General features: G+C 47.9%; 15 protein-coding genes. 5 read left to right on the forward strand and 10 right to left on the reverse strand.

Features of this window, described 5'->3' with window-relative positions; all coding sequences use genetic code 11:
* Nucleotides 1-8: 8 nt before the first annotated feature.
* From AC4E8B_RS14970 to AC4E8B_RS14990, 5 genes are all read right to left on the reverse strand, one after another.
* Nucleotides 9-953 (reverse strand): ABC transporter permease, encoded by a 945-nt coding sequence (locus AC4E8B_RS14970; protein WP_490214164.1) that lies wholly within the window; start codon nt 951-953, stop codon nt 9-11.
* A gap of 2 nt (nt 954-955) precedes the next feature.
* Nucleotides 956-1882, reverse strand: a complete 927-nt coding sequence (locus AC4E8B_RS14975) for an ABC transporter permease (protein ID WP_490214165.1) — start codon at nt 1880-1882, stop codon at nt 956-958.
* A 49-nt stretch (nt 1883-1931) separates the two neighbouring features.
* Nucleotides 1932-2780 carry a M55 family metallopeptidase gene (locus tag AC4E8B_RS14980; protein WP_490214166.1) on the reverse strand — a complete coding sequence of 283 codons (849 nt, stop codon included), beginning with the start codon at nt 2778-2780 and terminating at the stop codon, nt 1932-1934.
* Nucleotides 2781-2866: 86 nt separating this feature from the next.
* Nucleotides 2867-3928, reverse strand: a complete 1062-nt coding sequence (locus AC4E8B_RS14985) for a M42 family metallopeptidase (protein WP_490214167.1) — start codon at nt 3926-3928, stop codon at nt 2867-2869.
* 27 nt (nt 3929-3955) lie between these two features.
* Nucleotides 3956-4402, reverse strand: a complete 447-nt coding sequence (locus tag AC4E8B_RS14990; RefSeq protein WP_490214168.1) for an Lrp/AsnC family transcriptional regulator — start codon at nt 4400-4402, stop codon at nt 3956-3958.
* 183 nt (nt 4403-4585) lie between these two features.
* On the opposite strand from AC4E8B_RS14990, the gene AC4E8B_RS14995 reads away from it, so the two are divergent.
* The gene (locus AC4E8B_RS14995) at nt 4586-5716 is read left to right on the forward strand and encodes an amidohydrolase (RefSeq protein ID WP_490214169.1); all 1131 of its coding nucleotides are present in this window, start codon (nt 4586-4588) and stop codon (nt 5714-5716) included.
* Between the two features lie 346 nt (nt 5717-6062).
* Here the strand turns inward: AC4E8B_RS14995 and AC4E8B_RS15000 are convergent, their stop codons facing one another.
* Nucleotides 6063-7322 (reverse strand): L-lactate MFS transporter, encoded by a 1260-nt coding sequence (locus AC4E8B_RS15000; protein WP_490214170.1) that lies wholly within the window; start codon nt 7320-7322, stop codon nt 6063-6065.
* 208 nt (nt 7323-7530) lie between these two features.
* On the opposite strand from AC4E8B_RS15000, the gene fdhD reads away from it, so the two are divergent.
* Genes fdhD through AC4E8B_RS15015 form a run of 3 tightly spaced genes read left to right on the forward strand, consistent with a single transcriptional unit; the run spans nt 7531 to nt 9822 of the window.
* The gene (gene fdhD / locus AC4E8B_RS15005; protein ID WP_490214171.1) at nt 7531-8313 is read left to right on the forward strand and encodes a formate dehydrogenase accessory sulfurtransferase FdhD; all 783 of its coding nucleotides are present in this window, start codon (nt 7531-7533) and stop codon (nt 8311-8313) included.
* 13 nt (nt 8314-8326) lie between these two features.
* Nucleotides 8327-9340, forward strand: coding sequence for a GTP 3',8-cyclase MoaA (moaA, locus tag AC4E8B_RS15010; RefSeq protein ID WP_490214172.1), 1014 nt, complete (start codon nt 8327-8329; stop codon nt 9338-9340).
* 32 nt (nt 9341-9372) lie between these two features.
* Nucleotides 9373-9822: an OsmC family protein gene (locus AC4E8B_RS15015; RefSeq protein ID WP_490214173.1), complete on the forward strand. Its 450-nt coding sequence runs from the start codon at nt 9373-9375 to the stop codon at nt 9820-9822.
* Between the two features lie 102 nt (nt 9823-9924).
* Here AC4E8B_RS15015 and AC4E8B_RS15020 read toward each other — a convergent pair whose 3' ends face one another.
* The 3 genes from AC4E8B_RS15020 to AC4E8B_RS15030 all read right to left on the reverse strand — a co-directional run bounded on the left by AC4E8B_RS15020 (nt 9925) and on the right by AC4E8B_RS15030 (nt 12773).
* Complete coding sequence (locus AC4E8B_RS15020) at nt 9925-10656, reverse strand: Cof-type HAD-IIB family hydrolase (RefSeq protein ID WP_490214174.1); 732 nt, start codon at nt 10654-10656, stop codon at nt 9925-9927.
* Between the two features lie 180 nt (nt 10657-10836).
* Complete coding sequence (locus tag AC4E8B_RS15025; RefSeq protein WP_490214175.1) at nt 10837-11769, reverse strand: MBL fold metallo-hydrolase; 933 nt, start codon at nt 11767-11769, stop codon at nt 10837-10839.
* Between the two features lie 125 nt (nt 11770-11894).
* Nucleotides 11895-12773, reverse strand: coding sequence for a MurR/RpiR family transcriptional regulator (locus tag AC4E8B_RS15030; RefSeq protein ID WP_490214176.1), 879 nt, complete (start codon nt 12771-12773; stop codon nt 11895-11897).
* A gap of 157 nt (nt 12774-12930) precedes the next feature.
* Between AC4E8B_RS15030 and AC4E8B_RS15035 the strand changes: the two genes are divergently transcribed.
* Nucleotides 12931-13236 (forward strand): antibiotic biosynthesis monooxygenase family protein, encoded by a 306-nt coding sequence (locus AC4E8B_RS15035; protein WP_490219704.1) that lies wholly within the window; start codon nt 12931-12933, stop codon nt 13234-13236.
* A 197-nt stretch (nt 13237-13433) separates the two neighbouring features.
* Here AC4E8B_RS15035 and AC4E8B_RS15040 read toward each other — a convergent pair whose 3' ends face one another.
* A complete protein-coding gene (locus AC4E8B_RS15040; RefSeq protein WP_490214177.1) occupies nt 13434-13757 on the reverse strand; it encodes a MerR family transcriptional regulator in 324 nt (107 codons plus the stop codon).
* Nucleotides 13758-13791 lie beyond the last annotated feature (34 nt).

Raw genomic sequence — 13791 nt, forward strand, 5'->3', positions numbered from 1 at the left:
CTTGCCTCCTATTTCCGTACTCTTGGATCCAATGCGTCCTGAAGACCGTCTCCGAATGCATTAAATGCAAACATCGTAAGGGAGATCATCAGCCCAGGGAAAAACAGTCTCCACCACTGCCCGCTTAAGATTACGCCCAATGCATCATTGGCCATCGTCCCCCAGCTTGCAAATGGTGCTTGTACACCCAAACCAAGAAAGCTGAGAAAAGATTCGGCAAAGATAGCCTGCGGAATTGTAAATGTCAGATTGACGATAATGATGCCCATCGTATTCGGCAGCAGATGGCGTGTGATGATTTTTCCATGGGATGTCCCCAGTTTCTCCGCTGCCATGACGTATTCCTGTGACTTCAGCTGAAGAATCTGCCCCCTGATGATCCTGGCCATCCCTACCCATCCTGTTACAGACAGGGCAATGATAATGGTAGTGACTCCCGGTTCCATGATGACCATAAGCAGAATGACGACGAGCAGATAAGGAATACCGTATAGAATCTCAACAAGGCGCATCAGCAGGCTGTCCACCCGGTCGCCGAATTTCCCCCTCCCGGCCATATAGCCGGAAATGCCTCCTACGGCTACACCAAGAATCAAATCGATGATGGCTGCAGCAAAACCGATGGTCAAGGAAACCCTTGCTCCGTACCATGTACGCGTCCACATATCCCTGCCCAGGTCATCGGTCCCGAACCAGTGATCTGCAGACGGTGCAAGATTGCCTTTTGTCAAATCCTGGTCAGATGGGCTGTACGGCACAAATGACGGGCCGAAAGCCGCAAGAAGGATGATAACCAAAAGGAGGCTGAAACCGAGCAGCGCCAATTTATTTCTTACAATATTGAGTGCCGTTTCCTTCCAGACGCTCAAGGACGGCCTCTGGATTTCATCCAGGCTCTTTTTATCGGGCGATACAGGCCTGAACAGAAGCTCTTCTGATTGTTTCGGCTGCATGTTTATTCCCCTCCGCTCGATAGTTTTATTCGTGGATCGATCAGCCTGTAGGAAATATCAATTAAAAACAGGGTGATAACAAGAATGGCGCTGAAGAAAATCGTTGTGCCCAAAATAACGGGATAATCCCTGTTAAAGATGCTGTCAACGAAATAGCGGCCGATCCCAGGTATGGCAAAGATTTTTTCAATAACAAAGGTTCCAGTGATCAGCGCAACAAATAATGGGCCGATAAAGGATACGACCGGCATGATGGCATTCCGGATCCCGTGCTTGAGGACAAGCTGGAACGTGGAAAGCCCTTTTGCATTGGCGGTCTTTATATAGTTCTGGTTCATGACCTCCAGCATGCTTGAGCGCATAAACCTCGCTATGACTGCAAGCGGAGTCGCAGCCAGGGCGAGTGACGGGAGGATCGTATGCTGCCATGTTCCCCATGAAGCAACAGGCAGCAGCCTCCAGTCCACCGCAAAATATTTAATCAAAAGCGGCGCCAGGATGAAGCTTGGGACAGAGATGCCGATGATGGCAACCATCATGCTCGCATAATCAATGAACCTGTTATGATTCAGTGCCGCTATGATCCCCAGCGAAAGCCCGAATATCAAAGCGATCGTGATGGACTGGATACCCAGGAGTGCAGAAGCCGGCGCTCCTTCTGCGATGATTGAATTGACGCTCCTCGTTTCCGACTGGATGGACGGCCCAAGGTCACCTACCGCAAGATTTTTCATGAACAGCGCATATTGTACAGGCAGCGGTTCATCCAAATTGTATTTGGCCCTGATATTCTGGAGAACTTCCTCAGGCAGCACATCGCCGTCTGAAGCAAATGGATCTCCCGGTATAAATTTCATTATGACGAATGTTAATGTAGCGATTACCCAAATGGTTAAGATCATGATGAGAAATCGTTTGACTATGTACATTTGCTCACCTCCACAGCATTGAAGGAGCAGTAGAGCTCCTTTTTCTTTTTTATGCGTTCACCTGGCCCAGAACTCCATTGGTAGCAGTCATCGCAATGATGACGCAGCCCCACATATGCTTATAGGCAGTGACCATATCATCGCAAGTAAACTTGATTCTCTTTGGCCCTATCAATTCAACTGTCGGGAGGGTCGTTGTCATTTTTGCCTGCTGCGGCCCCTTCATTTCGATTTCAAATGTAACCGGCCCTTCCGTTTTGACAGCCTGCTGATCCTTCGCCTTTTTGACGGCTGCCTCAGCCTTGGCCCTGATTTCTTCTCTTGCTTTTTCAGGGTGGATCAGTTCGGCCGCGAACCTGTCAACGGCCCTCTTCGTCACGGCCCCTTCTACATGCGGGAGTGTTTCCTGCACTTCTTTTACATAAGCATCATCACCGGAAACTAAGATTGCAGGAACGCCGAATGCACCTGCCACCATGGCGTTCATTTCTGTCTCGCCGACAATCTTTCCATTGATTTTCATTTCGTTCACGCAAATGCCGGCAAGCGTGTGGGAAATGACAGTCAGATCTGAACCGCCTTCTCTGCCATGGTGGCCGACGAACATGATCCCGCTGAATGATTCATCCAGCCCTTCCAGCTGGCACATGACCCGGTTGTTCCCGGACACAAGGCGGGCACGGGGATCCATTTCTTCAATGATGATATTAGACATATTGCCATGGCCGTCTGCAACGACCACTTCGTCTGCCCCTCCGTTGAAGGCTCCTTCAATTGCAGCATTTACATCGGCTGTCATCAGCTTCCTAAACCGCTGGTATTCTGAGTTTGTTTTTAGCTGCTGGTTTGTCGCTACTCCTGAGATGCCTTCCATGTCTGCCGAAATAAAGATTTTCATTATATATCCTCCTAAATGAATAATCATTCATTATTTTAATTTTTCAGTCTTTTTAAGCTGGATTTTGTGTAAGTCAGCCTTCCCTCTTAAAAAGGGAAGGTCTGATCTTCTGCCAGATTCCTGATAAATGCTGTGACAAGATCTTTTGTTGCAATCAAATCGCCGATGTCGGCAACTTCAACAGGTGAATGTGCATAGCGGGATGGAATGGAAAGGACGCCAGTCGGAATTCCCTTATTGGCATAATTGACCGCTCCCCCATCAGTCCCGATCCCCGGGAACACTTCAAGCTGGTACGGGATCCCGCTATCTTCGGCAAGCTTGACAAGCAGGTCTTTCACCGTTTTATGTACAATAAGGCTGAAATCCATCACTTTAATGCCAGTTCCCCTGCCAAGTCCGAGGCTTCCGTCCATTGTTTCTTCCGGTGTATCGCTGACGGCAGTCGTGTCGACGGCAATCGCAGCATCAGCATGGAGATGTTCAGAGGCTGTCTTTGCCCCTCTGAGCCCGACTTCCTCTTGTACTGCAAAAAGGAAAATCAGTTCTCCGGCGAAGGAACCATCCTTGACTTCCTCCAGCGATTCCAGCAATACAGCGCAGCCTGCCCTGTCATCCAGCGCCTTGGAGCGGACCCGCTGCTTCTTTTCCGGCCCGAATACCTGGAATTCTGTTCCCCAGGTTACCGGCGTGCCGATTCCGACTCCCATTCCGTCTGCTTCCTCCGGGGATGAAGCACCGATGTCAATGTACATCTGCGTATGCTTCCTTACCTTCCCAGGGTCATCAAATTTCGCATAGTGGGCAGAAATCGTGCCGATCACACCGCTCACTTCCCCTTTGCTGCCCATCACCCTGACAGGCTGGGCCAGCAGGATGCGGTCGTCATTGCCGCCAAGCTTTTCGAACCGGAGCAGGCCGTTTTGTTCAATTTTTTTGACGATGAAGCCGACTTCATCGATATGTGCTGTCAGCAGAACCGCCGGGCCTGGTTTATTCCCTTTTTTCCTGGCAATCACATTGCCGATCGGGTCAATGATGACAGAATCCGTTTTATCCTCAAGGTATTCTTTTAAAAAATAGGACACAGAATGCTCGTACCCGCATGGACCGGATAAGGACGTCAATTTCTCCAAAATCTCCAGCATATGATCTCTCCTTTAACTAATTGGTTTTTAAATGAACTCAAAGGTGTTCTTGAACACTTCAAGCTGGACGATGCTGTTCACTTCGGTAATATCCTCAAGGCTGTTCAGCCGGAGGAGCAGGTCAGTGATTTCATCCTGGCTGGGCACCGCAATTTGGACAAGAAGCGAATATTGTCCGGATGTTAAGGTGACATACCTGATTTCCCGGAATGTTTTCAATTCATCAATCACTTTATGTATACTTTGCGGCCTTACCTTCAGCTGGATGATGGCGCCTGCCTTTAAGCCAAGGGCAATGGGATTCACAACCCCGACCACTTCTAGGATGTGATTGTCTATCAAATTCTTGTAGCGGAGCCTGACTGTTTTTTCAGTAACATTCATTTTGCCTGCAATCTCCGTAAATGACATCCTTCCGTCTTTGGAGAGCAGCTTGATGATCCCTCTGTCCAGCTCATCAATTTCGTATTTCATAAATTACCTCCTTTCGGTATGAGTTTTTGATTTAAGTAACAAAAAAGGAACCATAAATTCAAAACAAGTACTGTTTACAATATTTAAAAAATATTTTATTATCGAAAAAAGGAATTAAGGGTAATTATAGAAAAAGAATTTTCAGAAATCAACAATTTTTATTAAAAAAGGAGCGAAAAAATCATGTTAGCGATTACAAACGCAAAAATTTTCGATGGAACAGGGAAGAAATATGAGAATGCCAGTCTTCTTATTCAGGATGGAAAAATCCATAGATTAGGAGAAAATATCGAAGCCGGGGAAGAATATACTGTCATCGACGCAGCCGGCAAAATCGTCACGCCTGGTTTGATCGACGTACATACCCACCTTGGTGTGCATGAAGAAGGAGTAGGGAAAGAAGGGCAGGATTTCAATGAAACCAGCGCAGCCGCCACTGCCCAGGTAAGGGCCATTGACGGGATCAATCCAATGGAGAAAGGATTTGAAGATGCGAGGCGCTTTGGGATTACAACCGTCCAGGTTATGCCTGGCAGCGCCAATGTGATCGGCGGCGAGATGATTGTCCTTAAAACGGCCGGACAAATCATCGATGAAATGGTCATTAGAAACCCTTCCGGCCTGAAAGCGGCAACCGGAGAAAATCCGAAGAGATTTCATGGCGGGAAAGGCATCATGCCGACTACCAGGATGGGTGTAGCTGCGATTCTCCGCGAGAAATTCATTGAGGCGCAAAGCTACATTGAAAACCGCAAAGCCGGAAAAGCAGACCGGAAGCTCGAACTTGAAAACATCGCAAAGGTGCTGAATAAAGAAATTCCCCTCCGGGTACATGCGCACCGTGCCGATGACATCATCACCATCTTAAGGCTGAAAAGAGAGTTCGGATTTGACCTGACGATCGAGCATTGCACAGAAGGCCATCTGATTGCTCCATTCATTGCCAAGCATGAAGTCAGGGTTTCTGTTGGGCCAACCATGTCTTCCCGTTCGAAAGTAGAGCTTTCGGATAAAGGATGGCATACACTTCCTGCCCTTGCAAAAGAGGGAATAGCTTTTTCCCTTACCACTGACCATCCTGTCGTCGGGATCGAGCACCTGATGACCAGCGCGATTTTGGCTGTCAAAAACGGCCTGAGTGAAGAACAGGCACTAGAAGCGATCACGATCAATGCAGCAAGGCATCTCGGGGTCGAGGACCGCGTCGGATCGCTCGAGCCTGGCAAGGACGCTGACTTTGTCATCTGGAGCGGTGATCCGTTTGATTTGCGTTCCGCCGTGGAGGAAACTTATATCAATGGGGAAAAAGTCTGAACCAGGCGGTTAGTCTTCTTTGCCGGCAGTTGTGCTGTAAAAAGTTTGGCCGGCTTTGACAAAAGATAACTTCCAGTTCAGAAATCTCTCCGGTGAATTGGTTCGGAGCGATCTAGAGCCAGTTCTCCCGCTTTCCTGCATTTTTTAAGCCGATGAGTAAAATTCATCGGCTTTTTTGCTGATTTAAAATCGTTTAACTCCAGATGAATCTGCTGGCAAAAAGGGTTATATCCCCTCGTGGAAGATCTCACTATTTCTATCTCCGGCAAACGTCAAATAGCCGCCATACACAGCGATTCACTGTTATGGCGGCCAGTCCGGCATCCGTTAAACGGCGCTTTAATAACTAGACGGCTACTGACTTTTTATTTGCTTTCTCTTCTCTGATTCTTTTAATATCAAGGCGGATCAATAATGAAACGGTTAGCGCAACGGCGAAGAGTCCTGTGAAAACATAGAGGCTTTGAGAATAGCTCCCTGTCGTTTCCCTTACCCATGAAGCGAACATCGGTCCGGCCAGGCCGGCAGCAGCCCACGCTGTTAAAATATATCCGTGGATGGCGCCAAGCTGTTTTGTCCCAAACAGATCCCCGATGTAAGCCGGTATGGACGCAAAGCCTCCGCCGTAGCAGGTGTAGATGATGGCAAGGATGATCTGAAACAGCAGCGGATTATCCACCATGGTGACAAGTGGAAAAGCAATGATCTGGATCAGAAAAAAGAGTGTATAGGTATTCGGCCTGCCGATATAGTCAGAGATTGATGCCCACCCGATCCTCCCGAATCCATTAAACGCGCCAAGCACACCGACAAGAGCTGCCGCCGCCGCGGCAGTAATGCCGATGCTTTCCTGCGCGAGAGGAGAAGCAGCCGAGATGATGGCTATGCCGCAGGTGACATTGATGAAAAGCATGATCCAGAGAAAGTAGAATCTTTTCGTTTTCACCGCTTCATTGGCAGTGAGCTGCGATAAATCTGCCCTGCCCTCACCCTTGCCATCCCCTTTTCCTTCAAACCCTTTCGGCACCCAGCCTTCTTTGGGAGGAGCCAAATAGAGAGAGGCAGCAATCATAATGATAAAGTAGGCGGTCCCAAGGATATAGAAGGTGCTTGCAATCCCCACGGAATTGATGAGGCTCTGCATGATCGGGCTGCTGATAAGGGCGGCAAATCCAAATCCCATGATGGCAAGCCCGGTCGCAAGTCCGCGGCGGTCAGGGAACCACTTTACGAGAGTTGACACAGGAGCGATATAGCCTACCCCAAGCCCGATGCCTCCAAGTACTCCATAAAAGATGTATAATAGCATTAAAGATTCCATTTGAATGGCAAGTCCTGAACCTGTTATTCCTGCTCCAAAAAAAACCGCAGCCAATACCCCCGCTTTGCGCGGACCATATTTTTCAACAAAATGCCCCAGGAATGCAGCTGAAAGGCCCAGGAATAAAATTGCCAGACTGAATGTAAAGCTGACCTCTGTCAAATCCCAGCCAAATTTGCTGACAATCGGCTTTGTGAACACACTCCACGCATATACCGATCCGATCGATATATGGATTCCCACTGCCGAGGCCGCGATCAGCCACCTGTTTTTGGTTTTTCCCATCACTTCATCTCCCTCCTCTAATTAGAAAACCCTTTCAAGAACAAGCACTGCTATATTCCCTTAAAAGCTTCCCGTTAAACATAATAATCAAAATATTCAGATGGATTTTATGTAATGGGCAAGGCATTGAATAACTCAGCTTAAATTCTTGCTTTCTTTCTTATATATGCTTATATTTGTGGTAATTCAAGAGAACGGGTGAAAAAGAATGAATATCAGCAAAGAAAGAAAAATTATTCAATTCCAGGAAGGAAGTTTTAAAGAAGCAGAAGACCTGATAGCAGAAGAATTTCCCCTTACCATCTTTGTAAATGGCGAAGAATTCGCCACATTGGTTTGTTCCCCGGACGGACTGGAAGAGCTGGCGGTCGGATTCCTTGCTTCCGAAGGAGTCATCCGCAGCAGCTCAGAGCTGACAAATCTCCAGGTAGACAGCAGCAAGGGCTTCGCTTATGCCGAGGTAAGCAGGTACACTCCTGCCTTAAAGCCGGCCCATTCCAAAAGATTCATCGGCTCCTGCTGCGGCAAAAGCCGCCAGTTTTATCTCCTCAGTGATGTGAAGACGGCCAAGACCTCCACCTCAACTGCATCTTTGACAGCCAAAGAATGCCTGTCAGCAATGAAGCAGCTGCAGGAAGCCAGTGTTGACTTCCGGCAGACCGGCGGTGTCCATAATGCCGCTTTATTTCAGGGCGGCAGGATGATCATCAGCCGTACAGATATTGGCAGGCATAATGCTTTAGATAAAATTCTGGGATACTGTATAATGAATAAAATACCTGTCCGGGATAAAGCGATTGCGTTCAGCGGCAGGATTTCCTCGGAAGTGCTGCTGAAGGCCGCCAAGATCGGGGTCGGCATCTTATTGTCCAAGTCCGCCCCTACCGGCCTTGCGATCGATCTTGCGGAAGATCTGAATATAACTGCCGCCGGATTTATCAGGGGAAATTCCTTTAATATATACTCCTGCCCGGAACGGATTACAGAATAAAGGAGGCCGTCCCATGCTCAAAGATAAACTAGACAGAAATCTGCGGGATCTGCGCATCTCCGTTACCGACAAGTGCAATCTGCGCTGCACCTACTGCATGCCGGCAGAAATTTTCGGACCCGGCTATGCTTTCATGCCAAAGGACCAGCTCCTTTCGTTTGAGGAAATCGAGAAGCTGGCATCCGTTTTTGCAAAAGCCTTCGGAATAAAGAAATTCAGGCTCACCGGGGGTGAGCCTTTGATGCGGAAAGATCTCCCCCTGCTTGTCGAAAAATTGTCCAGCATCCCAGGGATTGATGATATTGCCATGACCACCAACGGAATCCTGCTCCCCCGCTATGCAAAAGAACTGAAGTCTGCAGGACTGCGCAGGGTTTCCATAAGCCTCGATTCTCTCGATGATGATCTGTTCGGAAAGATAAACGGGCGCGGAATCAGGACAGAGCAAGTGCTGAAAGGAATTGACGCAGCAGCTGATGCCGGCTTGAAAGTAAAAATCAACATGGTTGTCCAGAAAGGCGTCAATGACAAGGATGTCATCCCGATGGCCAAATTCTTTAAGGAAAAAGGGCATGCCCTTAGATTCATTGAATTTATGGATGTCGGGAACACAAACCAATGGAATATGGATACAGTTTATACAAAAAAGGACATCCTCCGCGATATAGCCGAAGTCCTTCCCTTCCAGCCTGCCCCGCCGAACTATCCAGGGGAAGTTGCAAAAAGATATGTATATGAAGGCTCGGAAGCTGAATTCGGGATCATCTCTTCCGTCACTGACGCCTTTTGCTCATCATGCAACAGAGCCCGTCTTTCTGCTGAAGGCAAACTGTATACATGCCTGTTTTCTTCTGCCGGGCATAACCTCAAAGAGCCGCTCCGCGCCGGAAAAACCGATGATGAACTTGAAAGCATCATCACCGGCATATGGAGTGCCAGGGATGACCGGTATTCTGAGACGAGGGATGAGCTGAAAAGCAGCCAAACTCCCCGGAAAAAAGTTGAAATGTCCCATATCGGAGGCTGATCTGGTCTCTTTTATTGTCAGGAGGATGCCCAATGGCAGAACACCGTTTTGAACTAAAAGCCCACTGGCCAGGATTGCGCAATGATTCAGGAACACTCGAAACAAAGGGGCTCTCAACTATAATATCCATTCCGCCGGAAATGGACGGGCCTGGCGTCGGCACTAATCCAGATGAAATGCTCCTCGCTGCCGCTGCAACATGCTATATTATAACTCTGGCTGCCATGATGGAGAGAAGCAGGCTTGAAAAAGAGGATTTAACGATAGAATCGACAGGGATTGTCGATGTTGCTAACGGGGTCATAACTTATAAAAAAATCATCCACCGCCCCCATATTATTTTGAAATCAGACGCGTCAGACCGTGACCTTCAGCTTGCCGGACGGCTTGCCCAAAAAGCGGAAGATTCCTGCATGATTTCAAGGGCTGTAAAAGGAAATGTTGAAATAGCGCTTGATGCGGATATAAGAAGAGCATATTAAAGATAAAAAAATGCCCGGGAAGATGAGCTTGCCCCCTGAACATAATGGGGACACCTCAAATTCCCGGGCATTTTTACATGCTGCCCCAATCTTCAACAGACCTTAACTCAGCTGCTTTTTCAGGGCAAATTTCCTGATGGCTTCCGCCACTCCATCTTCCGTATTCGCTGTGGTCACTGCATCTGCAGCTTCCTTGACTGTTTCCTGGGCATTCCCCATTGCCACACCCCAGCCGCACTCTCTGATCATTGAAATATCATTCAGGCTGTCCCCGACAGCCATCACCTGATCCATAGAGATGCCAAGAAGTTCGCAGACCCTCCTGATTCCATTTGCCTTATTGACTCCAAGCGCATTGACTTCAATATTGGTGAGGGCACTGTTCGTTATTTCCAGCTCTCCCCTTTCTGCCAATGTCTTCAGAACCGTCTCCCTGGCCATATCATCCTCGATGTTAAAACCGAATTTCAGCCACTCACTTGAAAGCAGATCCTCCGGCATCTCGTCCCGGTATACCTTCTCGCTGTTAACAGCCCAGAAGCCGGCATTATGCTCTTTAGACAAATCCCACATCCAGCTGATCAGTTCGGTGGATACCGGATTCCTTTCCACCAGGCTGCCGTCAGGCCCCCAGATCTCCCCGCCGTTAATGGTAACCAGATAAGAGTCAAGCTCAAGTGAATCAGCGTGATCCCCGCAGGTAAGCCTTGTCCTTCCCGTACTCAGAACAACATTAATCCCTGCCTCGATGGCTTCCTTTACAGCTTTTCGGTTTTCATCTGACACTTCACCTTTTTGATTCAGTAATGTTCCGTCCATATCCAAAGCAATCATTTTAATCTCTGGACTTTCTACTCTGTTTGGCAACGCGGCTCAGTCCTCTCTCTAATTATATCTATATTATTATAATAAAAGAACGGCATATCTATCCAATGATAGACTTCACTGCCCTTCTTAATCCTATATAATATCTGCACCGTGAAGAAGTTTCCCCGGCCAATCTTAGCATAAACTTTACATTTGCCCCGGCCAGAATGTTCCGCCGATCTTCAGCACCTTAAGCTGTTCCTGAGGCAGGCGGAGCCTTTCCCATTCTTTTACAAGCCTCCCCAATGCTTCGGGCCCTGTATCATCTGCAAGGCGGTATGCACCATAATGCATAGGGATGAACCGCTGTCCCTTCAGCTCAAGGAAAGCTTTTACAGCATCCTCCGGGTTAATATGTGATACAGACATAAACCATTCCGGTTCATAGGCACCTATTGGCATCAGGACAATATCAAGCTTATGCTTTTCCGCTATATCCTTAAATCCCCTGAAATAGCCGGTATCACCTGCAAAATATACCGATTGTTCTCCTTCAGGATGCTCTATGATCCAGCCTCCCCAATGGGAAGTGTTGGTGTCATTCAGGCCCCGCCTTGTCCAATGCTGTGCCGGGACAAAGGTAAGCTTGAGAGTGCCCGCTTCAAAGCTGTCCCACCAGTCTGCCTCATGGACATTCGTATAGCCCCGCCTGGTGAAAGCCCCCTTCAGGCCTGCAGGCACATAGAAAGCCGGATTTCCTGGAAGCTTTTTAATAGTAGGGAAATCAAGGTGATCATAGTGGCCATGCGATATCAGGACCAGATCAATGGCAGGCAGCGAAGAAATGGGCAGACCCGGCTCCGTCTGCCTTCTTTGGGCCCCCATCCTCATGGCCCAGACAGGATCGGTAATCATATTCACTCCACCCATCTGTATGAGAAAGGTCGAATGGCCGATCCATGTCACAGACAAGGACCCGCGGTTTGCCTTAAGCCTCTCTGCTTCCTTCTCTTCAGCCTGGGGAATCTGCACCGTCAAATCTTTCTTGTTCCGCCGCCTTTCCCGCGACCAGCGCAGCATATCCCTGAATCCATGCTCATTTTTCACACCATCATAATTTTCGTATCTGGAGCCTTTCATCCCATTACCTTCCTTAACCGCCTTTAATGGCATTTATGATTTTATTTTACTAGCGCGGGAGGAAAGCGGCAAAGAATTGCACTTTACTGCAAAACCAAAAGACCGGGCAGTTTACCCGGTCCCATCTATTTCGAAGGTTTGGACTTCACATTCTCCCGCAGAAAATCAATGGCACTCCTGGTTTCGTCCAGGTAAGCAACGCTTTCATCATATTGGCGGGAAGCAGCGCACATAAAGAGAATATCAATGACATGCAGCTGTGCGATCCGCGAGGAAGTCGCACCGCTCCTGAAGGTAGGCTCTTTTGTTGAAGATGTAAACAGCCTGATGCCAGCTTGATCTGAGACAAGAGAGCTTCCGTACTTTGTAAGTGAAATTGTAACTGCGCCCCGCTTGTTGGCAAGCTCAAGGATTTTTGCGACCTCAAACGTCTTGCCTGAGAAAGATATCCCGAACACCACATCATCCGGCTTAACATTCGCGACCATTGTGGCAGTCATATGGATATCAGAGAAGGCTGTAGCATGCTTGTTGATGCGGAGGAATTTCTGCTGGGCATCCTGGGCAATGATGCTGGAGGCACCTACGCCAAAGAAATGGACAGTCTCCGCCTTCCGGATGGCCTCGACAGCTTTTGAAAGCTCTTCTGTGCTGAGCAGGTCGGCAGTTTCCCTGATTGTCTGGATGCTGTTGCTGGACATTTTCTCAATGATTGAATGCTGTGATTCATTCGGCTCAATATCACGGAAGCCGGGATGGTCGGTTTTCTGCAGATCTCCGGCAATCCTCAGCTTCAATTCCTGGTAGCCTTTCAGTCCAAGGGACTTGCAGAGCCTGATGACGGCCGCACTGCTTGTAGAGCTCCGCTTGCCCAGCTCACTGGCTGTCAATGCTATCGCTTCCTTGGGATTTTCCAGGATGAAGGACGCAATTTTTCTCTCTGAAGGAGGCAGATTTCCGAGCATTTCGGAAAGCATGACCAGACCGCCATTAATAAAAGACATGGAATACCTCACTTGCGTTAAATTTATTATCTATATTATAACGCCTTTTCCCTGATCTATCATTTTTGAGTATTATAAAAGGAAAAAATGCTGAATTGCTTCATTGTAATCAGAAAACGGCCATGTTATGATAGAAAAAAAATTTGGAGTGCTTGATATGTATATTGTCCATTCAACCTTTTCCGTTCCGGCTGAAAAGGCCGCAGAGGTAATAGAAATCTACCATAAGAGATCCCGGAAAGTCGATCAGTCGGAAGGCTTCAAAAAATTCCTTCTGCTCCAGAACAGCAAACGCCCAGGGGACATTACCGTCCATATGGAATGGGATACGAAGGAAAGCTACTTAAGCTGGGTCAAAAGCGCACAATTCAAGGAAATTCATGAACTTGAAAAGAAATACCCCGACCAGGAACTTGCAGCGGTTATCCCGAAGGTAACGCAATTCGAGGTTGTTGGAGACTAGCATTAATAGGCCTTTAAATGCCCTGTGCCCCCGCTCCAGCTTTGAGCGGGGCACAGGCATTTCCATGATCTTTTAATTCATTAAAGAATGAAAGAGTTCCCCCAAAAAGGAGAACTTCTTTATTATCTTTTACAATGTATTAAGCCAGTATAACTTTCAAAGACGGAGAAATATATATACAGCAGTGCACTCTCCTGTTATTTTTTGCGGATTCCAAAGCGGGCATTGATCTGCCCTTTCAGCATCTGCTCCCGGAGTTTCTCATCTGTGCCGTTTTTCTTTTTTAGGTAATCGCTCCTGATTTCATCCGTTCTGACCCCTTCCTCCCTTTTGTTGGCAATATCGATGAGCTGTTCAACATCCGTGAATGAGTATTTCCGGCTCCCCTTTTCAGTTCTTTCAGGAAAAATGAGTCTTCTTTCTTCATAATATCTGATCTGCCTTTCACTCAGTCCCGTCAACTCGCTGACCACCCCAATTGAAATGACTTTTCTGTTTTTGTACGAAGGCTCTTCTTTCATACACTCACCCCGATGCCTTTATCTTTCTTCCATT

It is taken from the genome of Bacillus sp. SRL543 (assembly GCF_984799205.1).

Coding starts and splice junctions, on each gene's coding strand:
- AC4E8B_RS14975 (WP_490214165.1), bottom strand. CDS start 1,882: ATGTACATAGTCAAACGATTTCTCATCATGATCTTAACCATTTGGGTA.
- AC4E8B_RS14985 (WP_490214167.1), bottom strand. CDS start 3,928: ATGCTGGAGATTTTGGAGAAATTGACGTCCTTATCCGGTCCATGCGGG.
- AC4E8B_RS15025 (WP_490214175.1), bottom strand. CDS start 11,769: ATGAAAGGCTCCAGATACGAAAATTATGATGGTGTGAAAAATGAGCAT.
- fdhD (WP_490214171.1), top strand. CDS start 7,531: ATGAATATCAGCAAAGAAAGAAAAATTATTCAATTCCAGGAAGGAAGT.
- AC4E8B_RS15000 (WP_490214170.1), bottom strand. CDS start 7,322: ATGGGAAAAACCAAAAACAGGTGGCTGATCGCGGCCTCGGCAGTGGGA.
- AC4E8B_RS15040 (WP_490214177.1), bottom strand. CDS start 13,757: ATGAAAGAAGAGCCTTCGTACAAAAACAGAAAAGTCATTTCAATTGGG.
- AC4E8B_RS14995 (WP_490214169.1), top strand. CDS start 4,586: ATGTTAGCGATTACAAACGCAAAAATTTTCGATGGAACAGGGAAGAAA.
- AC4E8B_RS14990 (WP_490214168.1), bottom strand. CDS start 4,402: ATGAAATACGAAATTGATGAGCTGGACAGAGGGATCATCAAGCTGCTC.
- AC4E8B_RS15035 (WP_490219704.1), top strand. CDS start 12,931: ATGTATATTGTCCATTCAACCTTTTCCGTTCCGGCTGAAAAGGCCGCA.
- AC4E8B_RS15030 (WP_490214176.1), bottom strand. CDS start 12,773: ATGTCTTTTATTAATGGCGGTCTGGTCATGCTTTCCGAAATGCTCGGA.
- AC4E8B_RS14970 (WP_490214164.1), bottom strand. CDS start 953: ATGCAGCCGAAACAATCAGAAGAGCTTCTGTTCAGGCCTGTATCGCCC.
- AC4E8B_RS15020 (WP_490214174.1), bottom strand. CDS start 10,656: ATGATTGCTTTGGATATGGACGGAACATTACTGAATCAAAAAGGTGAA.
- moaA (WP_490214172.1), top strand. CDS start 8,327: ATGCTCAAAGATAAACTAGACAGAAATCTGCGGGATCTGCGCATCTCC.
- AC4E8B_RS15015 (WP_490214173.1), top strand. CDS start 9,373: ATGGCAGAACACCGTTTTGAACTAAAAGCCCACTGGCCAGGATTGCGC.
- AC4E8B_RS14980 (WP_490214166.1), bottom strand. CDS start 2,780: ATGAAAATCTTTATTTCGGCAGACATGGAAGGCATCTCAGGAGTAGCG.